Source organism: Geodermatophilus aquaeductus (assembly GCF_900182545.1).
Taxonomy (GTDB): domain Bacteria; phylum Actinomycetota; class Actinomycetes; order Mycobacteriales; family Geodermatophilaceae; genus Geodermatophilus; species Geodermatophilus aquaeductus.
The window spans coordinates 984,840-1,002,143 of sequence record NZ_FXTJ01000001.1 but is presented as its reverse complement, the minus strand read 5'-3'; the positions used below and the strand labels follow the sequence as shown (position 1 = coordinate 1,002,143).

Genomic DNA, 17,304 nt, shown 5'->3' with positions numbered 1-17,304 from the left:
GGGCGGTGCGGGTGCGGGTCAGACCGGGTAGGGCTGTCCGCAGATGTTGGCCGGGTAGCTGGCGTCGCAGTGGTTGTGCCGGAACTCCAGGCCCGGTCCGGGCTGGCCGAGGAACGGGTTGTCCCTGGTGTCACCGACGTAGATGTCCATCTGCTCGAGACGGGCACCGGTCGGCGGACCGCCGGGCGTCGCGAACACGGGCCGGAGCGCCACGTTGTTGCCGAACCAGTTGGCCACCGTGCTCACCTGGGTGACCTGCCCCGGGTTGGCGATGCCCTGCGGAGCGGGCGGAGGCGGCGGCGGGAAGGTCAGCATCACGAGCCCACCCGAGGGGAAGGTCAGCGGCGGGGCGTTCGGCGGCACGACCACGCCGGGCGGCGGCGGGAGCGTCGGGACGTTGTCCCGGAACACGTTGGCGCTGATCTGCACGTTGGACGCGTTGACCACGGCCATGCCGACGCCGGAGATCCGCTGGTCACCCTCACGGCCCTGCAGGCAGAACCGGTTGTTGGCGGTGGACACGTTGGCCGTGATCCGCCAGTCGCCGCCCTCGACGTTGCGCGTGCGGTCGGGGATCTCGGTGCCCGAGTCGTCGAACACGAGGATGCCGACGCAGTTGCCGCTGAGGTGGTTGGCGTCGACGCGCCCACCGCTGGACTCGCGGAGGAACACGCCCAGGTTGTAGCCGCGCACCCGGTTGCCGGCCACCAGTGCGGCGGAGTTGGCGGAGTCACCGACGGAGATGCCGGCGGTCCCGGCGTCCGGGGCCTGGCCGCGGCGGGCCCGGTCCACGCCCTCCTCGACGTTGCCGACGATGTGGATGTGCCTCGAGTTGGCCGCGAGGATGCCGTACCGGTCGTGGCCGATGCCCTTGGTGCCAGTGACGGTGAAGCCGTTGGCGCCCCAGGCCGCGACGCCGTTCGCGGTGTGGTCGCGGGTCTGCAGGTCCTTGACCGTGACCGGCTTGTCCGGGTTGAGGAAGAAGAACGCCGACACGTTGTCGGCCAGGATGGCGTCGTCGTCCTCGAGATCGGCGGCGTTGGTCGCCTCCCAGCAGGGCGTGCGCGCCGGCTCGGTCCCCCGGTCCCACCGGATCTTCGTGCGCTCGGACCCGGCGCCCTGGATGGTCAGGCCCTTGCCGACCACACACACGGCCTCCCGGTACGTCCCGGGCGCGATCCGGATGGTGTCCCCGGACCTGGCCGCGTCCACGGCGGCCTGGATCGACTGACCGGGACGGACGTCCCAGGTCCGTCCCCCGCCGCCCTCGTCGGCTGACGCCACGCCGGGCAGTGCGGCCAGCAGCAGAGCCCCGGCCCCGGTCACCGCGAGGGCGCGCAGAGCGCGGCCGCGGAACCTCGATCTCGTCGTCGTTGCTCGGTCCATCGGTCGGCCTCTCTGAGGGGTGTGGCGGCCCGGCGGTCCGCGGGAGGGACGGCTCGGGATCCTGTGAGGTGCCTGGCAGTGCGGCACACACTCCCTGTGAGTCAGGGCACGTCCAATCGGCCGCGGGTATGAACATGTCTCCGCCGGAGGTCGTAGGACCGGCCCAGGGGGGAGCCGTCCCGGCCCCGGGACGGAGGGGACCGCCGACCTCCGGAGGGGGTCTCCCCCACAGGTCGCACACCCCCGGTCGGATTCGGCACGGAAGCCCCTCGGAGCGTCGACAGCCCGGGCGCGCCGCGGGCACAGTCCCCGCATGACGACCGCCCCGGAGACCGTCGGCCGGCCGACCGGCCCCGCTCCGACGGTGCCCGCCACGCCGGTCGCGGAGCCCGTCGTCGTCACCGACCGCCTGACCAAGCGCTACGGGAAGCGGACGGTGGTCGACGCGCTGTCGCTGGAGGTCCGCCGGGGCGAGGTCTTCGGCTTCCTGGGGCCCAACGGCGCCGGCAAGACGACGACGCTGCGGATGCTGCTCGGGCTCGTGCGGCCCACCAGCGGATCGGCCACCGTGCTGGGCCGCCCGGCCGGCACGTCGGTGGCCGAGGTGGGCGCGCTGGTCGAGGGCCCGGGGCTCTATCCCTACCTCTCCGGCCGGGACAACCTGCGGGTGCTCGCCCGCTACGCCGGGGTGGGCGCCGGGCGCATCGACGCGGTGCTCGACACCGTGGACCTCACCGACCGCGCCGGGGACCGTTTCGGCACCTACTCCCTCGGCATGAAGCAGCGGCTGGGCATCGCCGCCGCGCTGCTCAAGGACCCGGCGCTCGTCGTCCTCGACGAGCCCACCAACGGCCTGGACCCCGCGGGCATCAGCGAGGTGCGCGGCCTGCTGCGCCGGCTGGCCGGCGAGGGCCGCACCGTGGTCCTCTCCAGCCACCTGCTCGGCGAGGTCGAGCACCTGTGCGACCGGGTCGCGGTGGTGGCGTCGGGACGGCTGCTCGTCGAGAGCACCGTGGAGGACCTGCGCGGTCTCGGGCGGCTCGTCGTCGACGCCCGGCCGCTGGACACCGCGGCGGCGGTGGCCGTCCGGCTGCTCGGCCCCGACCGGGTGTCGGTGGTCGACGGCGCGCTGCACCTGCAGACCTCCCCCGGCGAGACGGCGGCGGTCAACCGGGCGCTGGTCCTCGCCGACGTCGACGTGACCGGACTGCGCCAGGAGGCCCGCACCCTGGAGGAGGTGTTCCTGCAGCTCACCGACGGGGACGCCGACCTCCCACCCGACGCGGCACCGGCCCGCCGGACGCGGCGGGGCGACCGGTGAGCGCCGCGACCGCGGTCGCGGGCCTGCCCGTCCGCACCTCCGGCTCCCTGCCCTCGATCGTCCGCGCCGAGCTGCTCAAGCTGGGGCGCCGCCCGGCCACCTGGGTGCTGCTGGGGCTGTGGCCGGCCCTGCAGCTGGTGTTCAGCCTGCTCATCCCCTACATCAGCTACCGCCGGGGATCCTCCTTCGAGGGCATCCCGCCGGAGCAGGTCCTGGCCACCACGCTCCCCGACCGGCTGGTCGGCAACGCGCTGTCGGGGCTGCCGCTGTTCGGCGGCGCGCTGCTGCTCACCCTCGGCGCGCTGCTGGCCGGCAGCGAGTACGGCTGGGGGACGCTCAAGACGCTGCTGGCCCAGGGGCCGCGCCGGACGACCGTCCTCGCCGGGCAGGTGCTGGCGCTGCTCACCGTCCTCGCCGGCACGGTGGCCTTCAGCCTCGCGCTCACCGCCGGCGCCAGCGCTCTCATCGCCGGGGCGGAAGGGGCGCCGGCGGACTGGCCGGGGCTCGGCGAGCTCGCCCGCGGCTTCGGCGGCGGCCTGCTCGTGGCCGCCACCTGGGGCGTGCTCGGCATGCTCCTCGGCACGGCGCTGCGCGGCACGGCGCTGGCCATCGGGCTCGGGCTGGTGTGGGTGCTCGCCGTCGAGAGCCTGGTCGTCAACGTGGCCGCACCGCTGCTGGAGGTGTTCGACACCCTCCAGCGGGCGCTGCCGGGCGTGAACGCCGGCTCGCTGGTGGCCGCGCTGGCCGGGGGCACGGTGCGGACCCCGGGCGTCGTCGCGGTGGTCGACGGCGCCCAGGCCGCCTGGGTGCTCGGCGCGTTCCTCGCCGGCGCGATCGCCCTGACCGGCCTGCTGCTGGTCCGCCGCGACCTGTCCTGAGCCCCTGCCCCCTGGGCCCCGGACGACCCGGGCCCGAGGGACCGCCTACGCCGCCGGTGAGCGGTCGCGGTTGACGAGGATGGCCAGCTGGGTCCGGCTGCGGACGCCGAGCCGCCGCATCGAGGCGGTGAGGTGGCTCTTCACGGTCGCCAGGCTGAGGAACAGCCGCCGGGCGATCTCCTCGTTGCTCAGCCCCTGGGCGACCAGCTCGGCGACCTCGCGCTGCCGGTCGGTGAGCCGGTCGAGGGCCCGGTCGGGCGTCTCGGCCGGCGTCGACGGGTCGGTCAGCCAGCGCACGAGCTGGCTGGTGGCCGAGGAGTCGATGGCCGGCTCGTGGCGGGCCAGCGCGCGCACGGCCTCGACCAGCCGGGCGGCGGCCGAGCACCGGGGCAGGTAGCCCCGCACCCCGGCGCGCAGCACCTGCACCAGCTCGGGGCCGCACTCCTCGCGCGGCTCGGCGAGCACGAGCACCGCCGTCCCCCGGCCGCACAGCTCGCGCAGCACGGGCAGCGTGGGCCCGTCGACGAGGCCCTGCCGGGCGACGACGACCTGGGTGGGCACCCTCTCGACGGCCGCGAGCGCCCCCGGCAGGTGGTCGGTCTCGGCGACCACGGCCATGTCCGGCTCGGCCTCGAGGACCTCCCGCAGCCCCAGCCGGAACACCTCGCGGTCCTCGCACAGCAGCACGCGGACGAGGCTCGACGGCGGCCGGATGGCGAGCGGGCGGGCCGGGTGCGGCAGCGGGCGGGAGCGGGGCGGAGCCCAGCGCCCCGGGGCCGGCACACCCGGCGCCGGGCCGATCGGCCCTCGTGGGCGCGGAGGCACGGGGCCGGAGCCCCTCTGCACGTCGTCGGAACCCATCTGTGTCCCCCTGCCCGGGTGGCTGACGAGCCCAGGCCGGGGTCTCCAGCCGTACGGAACCCGTCCGTCTCAGCGGACGCGCCGAACGGTAGCGCACAACCGTCCGGCGTTGACAGGCAATCTGCACGCTGTTCACAGGTTTCGTCCAGGTTCCCGCGCGGCGCGCCGGGACCCGGCCGGCGGTCCCGACGGGCCGGTACCCAGCGTCACGGGCCGCGTACGGAGCTCAGCCTCGGACGGGGCCGGCCTCCCAGCCGGTACCGGGCCGTGACCTGCGGTTCACGTGGATGGCCAGCTGGGTCCGGTCGCGCAGCCCCAGCCGCCGCAGGGCGACGGTGATGTGGCCCTTGACGGTGGCGCGGCTGACGTCCAGCCGCGCGGCGATCTCCGCGTTGGTCAGGCCCTCGGCCACCAGCTCGGAGACGGCCTGCTGTCGGGCGGTCAGCGCGTTGCGCCCGCCCGGGTCGTCGGCCGCCGACGACGACCGCGCGCCGTCGAGGTGGTGCAGCAGCTCGCCGGTGACGGCGGCGTCGAGCAGCGTCTCCCCCCGCACCACCGCGCGCACGCCCTCGACCAGGCGGTCGGAGCTGACGGTCGTGTAGACGTAGCCGCGCGCGCCGGCGCGCAGGGCCTCCACCAGGTCCGCGCCGCTGCCGGCCTCGCCGAGCAGGACGACGCGGGTCCCGGTCTCGGTCAGCGCCCGCACCAGCTCGGTCATCGCCGGCCCCTGGGTGCCCAGGCCGAGCAGGGTGACGTCGGGATGCAGCTCGGCGGCCAGCTCCAGCGCCTGGCCGGCGTCGGCGGCCTCGGCGACGACGGCGAGGTCCGGCGCCCAGCGCAGGACGGCGCGCAGGCCGTGCCGCAGCACCTCGTGGTCGTCGCAGATGAGGACGCGGGCCGGGGGACCGGCCCGTCGGGGCGCGTCCCGTGGTGGGACGGTCCCCTCCGGCTCGCCCATGCGTTGGCTCCGCTCAGGTCCCGACGCCGGAGCGCCGCTGGTCCAGGGACCCGGAAGCTAGCGACGCCCGGTCACCCGCCGCCACCGGTCAGCGACGCGGCGAGCGCGATGGGCCGTCGGATTCATACCCGGGTCGTGGTCTGCCGGTCCGGAAGGACGGTACCGGCGCGCCCCCGGGTGTGGGGCCGGAGGACGTGCCACCCCCTCCGCCCGGAGCCCGTCCCGGTGACCGCGCTCCCCCTCCCCTGGACGGGCCCGCCGAATCCGACCCGTGGCCGGTGTCCGGCGACCCCGCCGTCGCCCTAGCGTCGCCGCACACCGGACCCGGCCGCCGGCCGCACCGGTCCCGCCGTCCATCGGCCCGCCGGCCCCCGCCGGCCCACAGCGACGCTGGAGTGCCCGTGCACCAGACCATGATCATCGCGAAGATGACGCCCGCGGACGCGAGCCGCGTCGCTGACGTCTTCGCCCGCTCCGACGCGACGTCGATGCCGTACGAGATCGGGGTGCGGCGCCGGCAGCTGTTCACCTTCCACGACCTCTACGTGCACCTGATCGAGTTCGATCGCCCCGAGCAGGAGGCCATGGCGGTCGCGCAGACCCTGCCGGCGTTCCGGTCGGTCAGCGAGGAACTGCGGCCCTACATCGTCGCCTACGACCCGAACTGGAAGTCCCCGCGCGACGCCATGGCCCGGCGCTTCTACGAGTGGTCGGCGGAGCGGTCGTGACCGCGACGACCCCGGCCCGGCCCGCCAGTGCGGCGGTCGGGCCGGTCGACTGGGTGAGCTGTCCCAGCTGCGGCTGGCTGCTCTACCGCAAGCGCCTGGACCGCAACCTCTCGGTCTGCCCCGAGTGCGACCACCACCTGCGCCTCGGTGCCCGCGCCCGGATCGCGCTCCTGGCCGACGACGGCAGCTTCGACGAGCGGGCCTGCCCCCCGGGACCCCTGGACCCGCTGGCCTTCACCGACCTGCGCGAGTACCGCGAGCGGCTGCTGGAGGCCGAGGACCGCTCCGGCGAGACCGAGGCCGTCGTCCTCGGCACCGCCCGCATCGGCGGCGCCCCGGTGGTCCTCGCCGCGATGGACTTCGGGTTCCTGGGCGGCTCGATGGGCGTCGAGGTCGGCCGGCGGATCACCGCGGCCGCCGACCTCGCGCTGCAGCGCGGCCTGCCCCTGGTGACCGTGTGCGCGAGCGGGGGCGCCCGCATGCAGGAGGGCGTGTTCTCGCTGTTCCAGATGGCGCGGGTCAGCCACGCCTTCGCGCGGCTGCACGAGGCGGGCCTGCTCTCGGTCTGCGTGCTCACCGACCCCACCTACGGCGGGGTGTCGGCGTCCTTCGCCACCCTCGCCGCCGTCCTCGTCGGCGAGCGCGGCGCGCACGTCGGCTTCGCCGGCCCTCGGGTGGTGCAGGAGACCATCCGCGCCGAGCTGCCCAGCGACTTCCAGACCGCGGAGTTCCTGCTGGCCCACGGCCTGGTCGACCGGGTGGAGACCCGCGCGGAGCTGCGTCCGCTGCTCGTGCGGCTGCTCGAGCTCCACGGCCCGCGCCCGGAGCCGGTCCCGATCGCCCCGCGGGTCCCGGAGGCGGTCCCCGCTGCCCCGGCCACCTCCGACGAGGACCCGGACGCCGGTCCCGAGCTCGACGCCTGGGACGTCGTCCAGCGGGCGCGGGTCACCGGACGGCCGACGACGCTGGACTACCTGCACACCGCCTTCGACGACTTCGTCGAGCTGCACGGCGACCGCGCGTTCGCCGACGACCCGGCCGTCGTCGGCGGGGTGGCGGTGCTCGACGGGCGGCGCGTCGTGGTGATCGGCCACGAGAAGGGCCACACGGTGCGCGAGCGGGTGGCCCGCAACTTCGGCATGCCGCACCCCGAGGGCTACCGCAAGGCGATGCGCCTCATGGCTCACGCCGAGACCTTCGGCCTGCCGGTCGTCACCCTCGTCGACACCCCCGGCGCGCATCCCGGCCCCGCGGCGGAGGAACGCGGCCAGGCGCACGCGATCGCCGAGATCATCATGCGCAGCAGCCGGCTGCGGGTCCCGGTCGTCGCGGTGCTGACCGGCGAGGGCGGCAGCGGCGGCGCCCTGGCCCTGTGCACCTCCGACCGGCTGCTGGTCCTGGAGAACGCCTACCTGTCGGTGATCAGCCCCGAGGGCTGCGCGGCGATCCTCTGGCGGACGGCGACCGCGGCGCCCACCGCCGCGCGTGCCATGCGGCTGGGCGCGGCGCACCTGCGCGACAGCGGCATCGCCACCTCGGTGGTGCCCGAGCCGCCCGGGGGCGCGCACACCGACCCGCTGTCGGCCGCCGGCCTGGTCCGCGCCGCCCTGGTGCGCGAGCTCGACGAGCTGCGCCGCCTCGACGTCGGCACGCTGCTCGACTCGCGCGCCGCGCGGCTCGCGCGCATCGGCGGCGACGGCGACCGGCCGCTGCGCGTCGTCGCGCCCGTCCCCGTGGGAGGTGCCGGCGATGCGGTCCGCTGAGCTGTCGTCGCGGTCCGGGCCGTCGGAGGACGACGTGGCGACCGGGGAGGAGCGCAGCCTGCGCGACGAGGTCGTGGACCTCGCCCGCACGCTGCCCGGCACGCTGCGCCGGCTGACCGTGCGCGACGGGGACCGCGCCGTCGAGGTCGAGTGGGCGGCCGACACCGCACCGGCGGCCGCGCCCGCGGCCGCCCCGCCGGCACCGGTCCCCGGCGGGCTGCAGGCGGTGGCCTCCCCGGCGGACGAGGAGGTGCCCGAGGTGCCGGAGGGCACGGTCGCCGTCCGCGCGCCGCTGGTGGGCACCTTCTACGCCGCGCCCTCGCCCGGCGCCGAGCCGTTCGTGCGGGTCGGCGACGAGGTCGAGACCGGCCAGACGCTCGGGATCGTCGAGGCGATGAAGCTGATGAACCCGATCGTGGCCGACTCCGCGGGCGTGGTGGCCGAGATCCGGGTCGGCGACGCCGAGTCCGTCGAGTACGACCAGGTGCTGCTGCTCCTGCGCCCGCCCGGGGGGCCGCGGTGATCGGCCGGCTGCTGATCGCCAACCGCGGGGAGATCGCCGTCCGGGTGGCGCGGGCCTGCCGGGAGCTCGGCATCGAGGTGGTGGCCGTCTACTCGACGGCCGACCGGAACTCCGCGCTGGTGGAGATGGCCGACGAGGCGGTGCACATCGGCCCGCCGGCGCCGCGGTCGAGCTACCTGCACGTGCCCAACATCGTCGAGGCGGCGCTGCGCAGCGGCGCGGACGCGGTGCACCCGGGCTACGGCTTCCTCTCGGAGGACCCGGACTTCGCCGAGATCTGCGAGGCGGAGGGGCTGACCTTCGTCGGCCCGCCGCCGCAGGTCATGCAGCAGATGGGCAACAAGGCCACCGCGCGGCGGCTCATGGCCGCCGCCGGCCTGCCGCTGCTGCCCGGGGTCGTCGACCCGGTGCGCACCGCCGAGGAGGGCCTCGCCGTCGCCGCCGAGATCGGCTACCCGGTGATCATCAAGGCCGCGGCGGGCGGCGGCGGGCGCGGCATGACCGTCGTGCACGACCCCGCCGACTTCCCCGAGGCCTTCACCACCACCCGCACCGTCGCCCGCGCGGTGTTCCGCGACGCCACCGTCTACGTCGAGCGCTACCTGTCCGGCGCGCGGCACGTCGAGGTGCAGGTCCTCTGCGACGCCCACGGCGCCGGCCTCTACCTCGGCGAGCGGGACTGCTCGCTGCAGCGGCGGCACCAGAAGCTGCTCGAGGAGGGGCCGGCCGGGCACCTGTCGCCGGGACAGCGGGCCGAGCTCGGCGAGCTCGCCGTCCGCGGCGCCCTGTCGGTGGGCTACACCGGCGCCGGCACCGTGGAGTTCCTCGTCGACGACGCCGGGCGGGCGTACTTCATGGAGATGAACGCCCGCATCCAGGTCGAGCACCCGGTCACCGAGCTGCTCACCGGGATCGACCTGGTCCGCGAGCAGCTGCTCGTGGCCGGCGGCGAGCGCCTGCGGCTGCGACAGGAGGACGTCGTCGTGCGCGGCGCGGCGATCGAGTGCCGGATCAACGCCGAGGACCCCGCCCGCGGGTTCGCCCCGGCGCCCGGCCGGCTCGACGTGCTGCGGGTCCCCGACGGGCCCTGGACCCGCTTCGACACCGGCTACCGCCAGGGCGACGAGGTCAGCCCGCACTACGACTCGCTGCTGGGCAAGCTCGTCGTCTGGGCTCCCGACCGCGAGCAGGCGGTACGCCGGATGGACCGGGCGCTGGCCGAGTTGCGGGTCGAGGGCCCCGGCGTGCACACGACCGCCGCCCTGCACCGCGCCCTGCTGCGCGACCCCGACGTCCGCGCCGACCGGCACGACGTCCAGTTCCTCGACCGCCGGCTGCCCGACCTGGTCACCCGCGCCGCGGCCATCGCCGCGTGCCGGGAGCCGGCCCTGCCCGCCGCCCTGCGCGGCCCGCTGCACCTCGTCCCGGCCGGCGAGCCCGCCGGCCCGGCGTCCGTCCCGCACCCCCGTCCCGAGGAGGACCCCACCATGTCCGCTCCCGTGTTCACCCAGGCCGACCTCATGCAGCTGCTCACCGAGAAGACCGGCCTGCCGGCCGCGTCGCACACCAGCGACCCCGACGCGCACTTCGCCGACGTCGGCCTGGACTCGCTGGCCTTCCTCTCGATGCAGACCGAGCTGCAGGACCGCTTCGGCATCGCCATGCCCGACGACAACCCCGACGCCTACACGTTCGGCCAGATCGTCGAGGCCGTCAGCGCGGCCCAGGCCGCCCAGCCGGCCTGATCCGCCACTCCCGGAGGGAACGACCATGAGCAGCACCCTCGAGCCCGGCCTGACCGTCGGCCACACCGACAACTCGATCCTCATCGACGCCGACATCGAGCACGTCTGGCGCATGACCAACGACCTGCGGTCGTGGCCGGACCTGTTCACCGAGTACCGCACCGTCGAGGTGCTCGAGTCCACCGACACCTGGTTCCGCTTCCGGCTGACCATGCACCCCGACGAGTCGGGGCGGACGTGGAGCTGGGTGTCGGAGCGGACGCTCGACCCGGCCAAGCACGAGGTCCGCGCGCGGCGCGTGGAGCCCGGGCCGTTCGAGTTCATGGACATCCACTGGAGCTACGCGCCCGAGGCCGGGGGCACCCGGATGCGCTGGGTGCAGGACTTCCGCATGCGGCCCGAGGCGCCGGTGGACACCGAGACGATGACCCGGCGGATCGACGGCAACAGCAAGGTCCAGATGGGGATCATCAAGCAGAAGGTCGAGGCCGCGGCCGGCTCGGACCCGGGAGCGGTGGGGTGACCGCGGCGCGGGGTCCCGCGGTCGTCCTCCCCGGGGAGGACGGCTCCCGCCCGGGGATGGTCGACCCGTGGCTGGCCGACCCGGTGGCCGCGGCCACCGTGACCGAGGTCGACGCCGTCGTCGGCCGCGACGTGGCCGCCTGGTGGCGGGACCCCGCGACCGCTCCCGACCCCGTCGCGGCGCACCTCGAGGTCGTCGTGACCGGGGTGGCCGGCTACCGCAGCCTGACCGCCCGCGGCCTGTACCCGGTGGCCGTCGCCGGGCACGGCGTCGGGGAGTTCGCCGCCCTGGTGGCGGCCGGCGCGCTGGAGCTCGACCAGGTCGTGGAGCTGGTGCACTGGCGCGCCGAGCTCCTGTGCCTGGCCCCGCGGCCGTCGTGCGCCGGCCTGGCCGCCGTCCTCGGCCCGGGTGCCGAGGGGGTCGCGCGGGCGGCCGTGGCGCAGATCGAGGGCGACGGCCAGCTGTGCGTGGCCGCCGTCGACGCCCCGCGGCGCACCGTGCTGGCCGGTGGCCGCACCGAGCTGGCCCGCGCGGCCGAGGTCGTGCACGCCGCCGGGCTGGAGCTGGTGCGGATGCCCGGCCGGGCGCCGTGCCACGGGCCGCTGATGGCGTCGGTCGCCGCGCACCTGGCGACCGCGCTGGCCGACCTCGACTGGTCGGCGCCGCTGGTCCCCGTCGTCCCCAACGCCGACGGCGAGCCGACCCGGGACCCCGGCCGGCTGCGCGCGGCGCTGCGGCGGCACCTGACCGCGCCGGTGCTCTGGGAGGCCACCTCCCGGTCGCTGGCCGGGGCCGGGGCGACGTCGGTCGTGGAGATCGGCGCCGAGCCGGTGCTCGGGCCGCTGGTCGCCCAGTCCGCTCCCCACCTGACCGTCTGCCTGGCCTCCGGGCCGGGCGCGCTCGTCCCCACCGACGTCCCGGGTCCCGCCCTCGCGGGCTCGGTCCCCACCTGACTGCTCGCCCCACAGAGGAGAGAGATGACGACGATCCAGCACGCGCCGGCGACGCCGACGCGCTGCGGCCCCACCGTCCACCGCGCCGACACCGCGCCCAACCGCCGCCGCGGCGGGGACATCCGGGTGCTGCTGTCCCCGGCCAGCGTCGGGTCGACCGCCGGCTTCATGGGCACGCTCACCCTCGAGCCCGGCGAGATCGTGACCGAGCACTGGCACCCGTACTCCGAGGAGTTCCTCTACTGCCAGGAGGGCGACGTCCTCGTCACCCTCGACGGCGAGGAGCGGCGGCTGGTCGCCGAGTCCGCCGTGCACATCCCGATCGGCGTGAAGCACCGCATCGTCAACGACACCGCGACGACGGCGACGTTCGTCTTCCTGTGCGGCCCGCTGGCGCCGCGCCCCGAGCTCGGTCACGTGGACACCGAGCTGCCGCCGGGCGTGCGGTGATGCGCGAGCGGAGACGGGTCGTCGTCACCGGGATCGGCGTGGTCGCCCCGGGGTCGATGGGCCGCGAGGGCTTCTGGGACATGATCACCGAGGGGCGGACGGCGACCCGCCGGATCACCTTCTTCGACCCCACCCGGTTCCGCTCCCAGGTGGCCGCCGAGGTCGACTTCGACGGCGTGAAGCTGGGCCTGACCGCCCAGGAGGTGTTCCGCAACGACCGGTTCGTCCAGATGGCGATGGTCGCCGCGGACGAGGCGGTCGCCGACAGCGGGCTGCGGTTCGGGGTGGGCGACGCCGACGACGCGCCCGACCCCGACCGGGTCGGCGTCACGCTGGGCAGCGCGGTGGGCGCCACGATGCGCCTGGAGCAGGAGTACGTGCAGGTCAGCGACGCCGGCCGGCTGTGGCAGGTGGACCCCCGGTACGCCTCGCGGTTCCTCGCCTCGGCGCTGGTGCCCAGCTGCGGGGCCACCGAGCTCGCCGTCCGGTTCGGCGCGCACGGGCCGGCGACCGTGGTCTCCACCGGCTGCACGTCGGGCATCGACGCGGTCGGCTACGGCGCGCAGCTCGTGGAGGACGGGGACGCCGACGTCGTCGTCGCCGGAGCCAGCGACGCGCCGATCTCGCCGATCTCGATGGCCTGCTTCGACACCATCCGGGCCACCACCGACAGCAACGACGACCCCGAGCACGCCTCCAAGCCCTTCGACGCCCGCCGCAACGGCTTCGTCATGGGCGAGGGCGCGGCGGTGCTCGTGCTCGAGGAGCGCGAGCACGCCCGGCGGCGCGGCGCGGAGATCTACTGCGAGGTCACCGGCTACGCCAACCGCTGCAACGCCTTCCACATGACCGGGCTGCGGCCCGACGGCGTGGAGATGGCCGAGGCGATCGACCGGGCGCTCGGGCAGGGCCACACGTCCCCGGACGAGGTCGGCTACGTCAACGCACACGGCTCGGGGACCAAGCAGAACGACCGGCACGAGACGGCGGCGGTCAAGCGCAGCCTCGGCCCGGCCGCCGGCAGCGTGGCGATGAGCTCGATCAAGTCGATGGTCGGCCACTCCCTGGGCGCCATCGGGTCGATCGAGATCGCCGCGACGGCGCTGGCGGTGCAGCGCGGCGTCCTGCCGCCGACGGCCAACTACGAGGTGCCCGACCCCGAGTGCGACCTCGACTACGTGCCGAAGGTGGCGCGGGAGCAGAAGGTCGACGTCGCCCTGTCGGTGGGCAGCGGCTTCGGCGGCTTCCAGTCGGCGATCGTGCTGGCCAGCCCCACGCGGAGGGAGTCGTGAGCGAGCTCGCGAGCTCACGCGTGAGCACAGCACCGTCGGTCACGACGGCGACGAGCGCCAGCGAGGAGGAGTCGTGACCGAACTGCTGGTGACCGGGCTCGGCGTCGTGGCCCCCACGGGGGTCGGCGTCGAGGAGCACTGGGCCTCGCTGGTGCGCGGCGAGCCGGCCATCCGGTCGGTCGAGGGCTTCGACGCCCGGCAGTACGGGATCACGCTGGCCGGCCAGGTGCGCGACTTCGTGCCGGCCGACCACGTGGCGCCCCAGCTCATGGTGCAGACCGACCGCTGGACGTGGATGTCCCTGGCCGCGGCGACGCTGGCAGCCGAGGACGCCGGCTACACCCCGCCCGAGGACGACGTCTACGCCACCTCGGTGTTCCTGGCCTCGGGCTCGGGCGGCAACGAGTTCAGCCAGCACGAGATCCAGGGGCTGTGGGCCAAGGGGCCGAAGTCGGTGGGCGCCTACCAGTCGATCGCCTGGTTCTACGCGGCATCGACCGGCCAGGTCTCCATCCGCGACGGGTTCAAGGGCCCCTCGGGCGTCGTCGTCAGCGAGGGCGCCGGCGGGCTGGACAGCATCGGCTGGGCCCGGCGGGTGGTCCGCCGCGGCACCCCGGCGGTGCTGGTCGGCGGCACCGAGGCCGGGCTGTGCCCGTACGCGATGCTGTGCCAGGTCACCGGCGGCCGGCTGTCGACCGCCGAGCGCCCGGAGGACGCCTACAAGCCCTTCGACCGGCGGGCCAACGGCCACGTGGTCGGCGAGGGCGGGGCGATCCTGCTGCTCGAGGAGCCCGGCGCGGCCCGGGCGCGGGGCGCGCAGAAGGTGTGGGGCGAGGTCGCCGGCTACGGCGCCACGCACGACGCCCACCACCACGAGGACCCGGCACCCGACGCCACGCAGTACGCCCGCGCCATCCGGCTCTCGCTGGCCGACGCCGGGGTCTCCCCCGACGAGGTCGACCTCGTGGTGGCCGACGGCGCCGGCGTGCCGGAGCTCGACCGGCTGGAGCTCGAGGCGCTGGGGGCGGTCTTCGGCGCACGCAGCCGGCCGGTGCCGGTGACCGCGCCGTCGTCGTGGACCGGCCGGCTCATGGCCGGCGGCTCGGCGCTCAACGTGGCGACGGCGCTGCTGGCGATGCGGGACGGGATCGTGCCCGGCACCGCCCACCTCGACGACCCGGTCGACGTCCCGCCCGGGGTCGACCTCGTCGGGGCGAGCCGCGTGCAGGACCTGGCCACCGTGGTCGTCCTCGCCCGCGGCGCCGGTGGCTTCAACAGCAGCCTGGTGCTGCGCCGACACGCTGGAGGAGCGACGTCATGACCACCCTGGAGGAGCGGCCGGCGACGGCGCACGACGGCGCGGTGCGGACGCTGCTGCGCATGCGGGTGCGGGAGGGCTGCGAGCAGCAGTTCGAGGACGCCTGGCGCGAGGCGGCGGCGCACATCGCCGCCGTGCCGGGCAACCTCCGGCAGGAGCTGATGCGGGACTCGGCCGACCGGCGGACGTTCCTCATCGTCAGCGACTGGGCGGACAAGGCGGCCGTCGACGGCTTCGGCCGCTCGGAGGCGCGCGAGACGCTCACCGCGGCGCTGCGGGACCTGCGTGAGGACGCCGACCGCAGCACGTTCGAGGTGCTCTACGGCATCACCGGCGGCGAGCAGGCCTCCCACGTGCGCGTGGACATCAGCACCAAGGTGGCGCCGGGTGAGGAGGAGGCGTTCGAGCGGGCCTACGCGATCGTCACCGACCGGCTGCGCGGGACGAAGGGGCTGATCCGCGAGGAGCTGCTCAAGGAGGCCGACTCCGACCTCTACCACATCTTCGCCGAGTGGGAGTCCGACGAGGACTTCCGCAACTGGGTGGAGGACCCCTCCCACCAGGACCAGAGCGGCCCGCTCATCCGCTGGCTGTCGGTGTTCTTCCAGCGCAAGCTCTTCCACATCCGCTACCGGCCGCAGGAGGCCGGCGTGCGCGGGATCCGGACGGCTCCGGCCCCGGTGACGGCCCTCGCTCCCGTGGCGGCCCCCGCCGAGGTGCCGGTGGACGTGCCGGAGACGCCGGCGTCGCTGCTGGGGCCGGCGACCGCGCCGATCACCCTGGGCACGCTGCCCTCCCCGGTGCCGGCCGCCGGCGCTCCCCCGGCGTCACCGGCCGCGGTGCGGACCCGCCCGGACGCCGAGGTGCTCGTGATCGGCGCTGGGCCGGCCGGGCTGACCGCCGGGATCGAGCTGGCGCGCCGCGGCATCGCCGTCCGCGTCGTCGACAAGCGGCCGGAGGCGTCCACGCAGGCGGACAAGGCCATCGGGATCCACTGCCGGACGATGGAGATCTGGGAGGACCAGGGCGTCGTCACCGACGCGATGGACGCCGGCAGCTGGCTGCACGGCCAGACCGTCTTCGTCAACGGCCGGCAGACCCACCAGGTCGACTGGTCCGGGCTCGAGGAGCTGCCCTACGCCCATCTCGGCCTGCCGCAGTACGAGACCGAGCGGATCCTCGGCGACCGGCTGCGCGCGCTCGGCGTCCGGGTCGAGCGGGGCGTGGAGCTCACCGGCTTCACCCAGGACGACGAGGGCGTGACCGCGACGTTGACGCACGCCTCCGGCGAGGTCGAGGCGGCGCGGGCGGCCTACCTGGTCGGTGCCGACGGGGCCTCCAGCGCGGTGCGCACCGGCCTGGGCCTGCAGTTCGACGGCGGACTGTCGATCTTCCCGCAGCTGTTCATGCTCGGCGACGTCGACGTCGACTGGGAGATGCCGCCCGGGCACCTCGTGCGCTGGGTGCGCATCGAGGACGACGGCGACTTCACCGGCATGCTCGTCTGCGTCCCGCTGCGCGGCCGCAACCGCTACCGGGTGGCCACGCTGGCGCCCCGGCGGCTGCAGGACACGATCGGCAGCGGCGTCGTCCCCGCGGGGTTCTGGAAGGAGTACGACCCGCCGTCGCTGGCCGACATCCAGGCCGCCATCGACGACCTCGGCCCGGCCGGGTCGACGGCGAGCAACCTGCGCTGGGCGTCGATCTTCCGCGTCAAGCACGGCATCGTCGACCGCTACCGGGTGGGCCGGGTGTTCGTGGCCGGCGACGCCGCCCACCTGCACCCGCCGGCCGGCGGCCAGGGCATGAACACCGGCATCCAGGACGCGTGGAACCTGTCCTGGAAGCTCGCCCTCGCCGTCCGCGGGCAGGCCTCCCCCGGCCTGCTCGACAGCTACGAGGCCGAGCGCCGCCCGGCGGGCAAGGCGATCGTGGACCGGGCCGTGGCCATCGCGTTCACCGACGAGATGGACATGGAGGACGAGAAGGCGCAGTTCCTGCTCGAGATGCAGATGACGATGAACTACGCCGACAGTCCGCTGGTGGGCGAGGCCGCCGGTTCCTTCTCCGGCGGGCCGGAGCCGGGGCACCGGGCACCGGACGTGACCGGACTGCGCCGCTTCGGCGTGGCCCACGACGTGCGGCTGTTCGACCTCACCCGGGGCACGCACGCCACGCTGCTGCTCTCGGCCGACTCCTCGGCCGACCTCCCGGCCCTCGAGGAGCTGGCGACGGCGATCCGGCGGGACACCCGCGGGCAGGTGCACCCGTACCTGGTCGTGGCGCCGGGCACCACGGTGCCGCCGCTGGTGGAGCTGCCGGTCCTCACCGACCCCGCCGACGGCTTCCGCACCGCCTACGGGATCCGCGGCCCGGGGACGGCGGCCTACCTGGTGCGGCCGGACGGGCACGTCGGCTTCCGCAGCGGGCGGGTGGACGCCGAGGTCCTGCGCGGGCACCTGGCGGGCGTCTACGCGATCTGAGCCACACCCGCACGACCCGGCACACGCGGAGGTCCTGGGCAGCGGGCCGGGCTTCACCCGGCCCGCTGCCGACGGGCGGCTGGGCACTGGACCGTCGACGACCTCGCCGCCGTCCTGGAGGA

The 17,304-nt window shown here is 75.5% G+C and carries 15 protein-coding genes; 12 read left to right on the top strand and 3 right to left on the bottom strand.

The annotated features are described in order from the left end of the window. Positions 1 to 18 precede the first annotated feature (18 nt). Entirely contained in the window at positions 19 to 1,386 is a 1,368-nt protein-coding gene (locus FN207_RS04895; RefSeq protein WP_185938161.1) for a right-handed parallel beta-helix repeat-containing protein, read from the bottom strand. Positions 1,387 to 1,699: 313 nt separating this feature from the next. Between FN207_RS04895 and FN207_RS04890 the strand changes: the two genes are divergently transcribed. Both FN207_RS04890 and FN207_RS04885 read left to right on the top strand, forming a co-directional pair. After that, the gene (locus tag FN207_RS04890; protein ID WP_142457140.1) at positions 1,700 to 2,707 is read left to right on the top strand and encodes an ABC transporter ATP-binding protein; all 1,008 of its coding nucleotides are present in this window, start codon (positions 1,700 to 1,702) and stop codon (positions 2,705 to 2,707) included. Continuing rightward, positions 2,704 to 3,585 carry an ABC transporter permease gene (locus FN207_RS04885; RefSeq protein ID WP_246065768.1) on the top strand — a complete coding sequence of 294 codons (882 nt, stop codon included), beginning with the start codon at positions 2,704 to 2,706 and terminating at the stop codon, positions 3,583 to 3,585. Before FN207_RS04890 ends, FN207_RS04885 begins: the two co-directional genes overlap by 4 nt. Before the next feature lie 45 nt (positions 3,586 to 3,630). Here FN207_RS04885 and FN207_RS04880 read toward each other — a convergent pair whose 3' ends face one another. Further along, the gene (locus tag FN207_RS04880; protein WP_246065767.1) at positions 3,631 to 4,272 is read right to left on the bottom strand and encodes a LuxR C-terminal-related transcriptional regulator; all 642 of its coding nucleotides are present in this window, start codon (positions 4,270 to 4,272) and stop codon (positions 3,631 to 3,633) included. A 400-nt stretch (positions 4,273 to 4,672) separates the two neighbouring features. Further along, positions 4,673 to 5,404: a LuxR C-terminal-related transcriptional regulator gene (locus tag FN207_RS04875; RefSeq protein WP_142457138.1), complete on the bottom strand. Its 732-nt coding sequence runs from the start codon at positions 5,402 to 5,404 to the stop codon at positions 4,673 to 4,675. Between the two features lie 401 nt (positions 5,405 to 5,805). On the opposite strand from FN207_RS04875, the gene FN207_RS04870 reads away from it, so the two are divergent. From FN207_RS04870 to FN207_RS04825, 10 genes are all read left to right on the top strand, one after another. Next, positions 5,806 to 6,132, top strand: a complete 327-nt coding sequence (locus tag FN207_RS04870) for a TcmI family type II polyketide cyclase (RefSeq protein ID WP_142457137.1) — start codon at positions 5,806 to 5,808, stop codon at positions 6,130 to 6,132. Then, the gene (locus tag FN207_RS04865) at positions 6,129 to 7,895 is read left to right on the top strand and encodes an acetyl-CoA carboxylase carboxyltransferase subunit alpha (protein ID WP_142457136.1); all 1,767 of its coding nucleotides are present in this window, start codon (positions 6,129 to 6,131) and stop codon (positions 7,893 to 7,895) included. Before FN207_RS04870 ends, FN207_RS04865 begins: the two co-directional genes overlap by 4 nt. Positions 7,896 to 7,929: 34 nt before the next feature. After that, complete coding sequence (accB, locus tag FN207_RS04860; RefSeq protein WP_246065764.1) at positions 7,930 to 8,418, top strand: acetyl-CoA carboxylase biotin carboxyl carrier protein; 489 nt, start codon at positions 7,930 to 7,932, stop codon at positions 8,416 to 8,418. After that, positions 8,415 to 10,163, top strand: a complete 1,749-nt coding sequence (locus FN207_RS04855) for an acetyl-CoA carboxylase biotin carboxylase subunit (protein ID WP_142457134.1) — start codon at positions 8,415 to 8,417, stop codon at positions 10,161 to 10,163. The genes accB and FN207_RS04855 overlap by 4 nt, the downstream gene beginning before the upstream one ends. Positions 10,164 to 10,188: 25 nt before the next feature. Continuing rightward, positions 10,189 to 10,686, top strand: a complete 498-nt coding sequence (locus FN207_RS04850; protein ID WP_142457133.1) for an SRPBCC family protein — start codon at positions 10,189 to 10,191, stop codon at positions 10,684 to 10,686. After that, the gene (locus FN207_RS04845) at positions 10,683 to 11,639 is read left to right on the top strand and encodes an ACP S-malonyltransferase (RefSeq protein ID WP_246065762.1); all 957 of its coding nucleotides are present in this window, start codon (positions 10,683 to 10,685) and stop codon (positions 11,637 to 11,639) included. The genes FN207_RS04850 and FN207_RS04845 overlap by 4 nt, the downstream gene beginning before the upstream one ends. A 24-nt stretch (positions 11,640 to 11,663) precedes the next feature. Beyond that, positions 11,664 to 12,089: a cupin domain-containing protein gene (locus FN207_RS04840; protein ID WP_110909327.1), complete on the top strand. Its 426-nt coding sequence runs from the start codon at positions 11,664 to 11,666 to the stop codon at positions 12,087 to 12,089. Beyond that, the gene (locus FN207_RS04835) at positions 12,089 to 13,381 is read left to right on the top strand and encodes a beta-ketoacyl-[acyl-carrier-protein] synthase family protein (protein ID WP_142457132.1); all 1,293 of its coding nucleotides are present in this window, start codon (positions 12,089 to 12,091) and stop codon (positions 13,379 to 13,381) included. Before FN207_RS04840 ends, FN207_RS04835 begins: the two co-directional genes overlap by 1 nt. Before the next feature lie 73 nt (positions 13,382 to 13,454). Continuing rightward, positions 13,455 to 14,702 carry a beta-ketoacyl synthase N-terminal-like domain-containing protein gene (locus tag FN207_RS04830; RefSeq protein ID WP_142457131.1) on the top strand — a complete coding sequence of 416 codons (1,248 nt, stop codon included), beginning with the start codon at positions 13,455 to 13,457 and terminating at the stop codon, positions 14,700 to 14,702. Continuing rightward, positions 14,699 to 17,182, top strand: coding sequence for an FAD-dependent monooxygenase (locus FN207_RS04825; RefSeq protein ID WP_221888027.1), 2,484 nt, complete (start codon positions 14,699 to 14,701; stop codon positions 17,180 to 17,182). The genes FN207_RS04830 and FN207_RS04825 overlap by 4 nt, the downstream gene beginning before the upstream one ends. Positions 17,183 to 17,304 lie beyond the last annotated feature (122 nt).

Excerpts from the sequence above, each read along its gene's own strand:
- FN207_RS04895 (WP_185938161.1), bottom strand. The coding sequence starts at position 1,386 with ATGGACCGAGCAACGACGACGAGATCGAGGTTCCGCGGCCGCGCTCTG.
- FN207_RS04850 (WP_142457133.1), top strand. The coding sequence starts at position 10,189 with ATGAGCAGCACCCTCGAGCCCGGCCTGACCGTCGGCCACACCGACAAC.
- FN207_RS04835 (WP_142457132.1), top strand. The coding sequence starts at position 12,089 with ATGCGCGAGCGGAGACGGGTCGTCGTCACCGGGATCGGCGTGGTCGCC.
- FN207_RS04875 (WP_142457138.1), bottom strand. The coding sequence starts at position 5,404 with ATGGGCGAGCCGGAGGGGACCGTCCCACCACGGGACGCGCCCCGACGG.
- FN207_RS04840 (WP_110909327.1), top strand. The coding sequence starts at position 11,664 with ATGACGACGATCCAGCACGCGCCGGCGACGCCGACGCGCTGCGGCCCC.
- FN207_RS04825 (WP_221888027.1), top strand. The coding sequence starts at position 14,699 with ATGACCACCCTGGAGGAGCGGCCGGCGACGGCGCACGACGGCGCGGTG.
- FN207_RS04890 (WP_142457140.1), top strand. The coding sequence starts at position 1,700 with ATGACGACCGCCCCGGAGACCGTCGGCCGGCCGACCGGCCCCGCTCCG.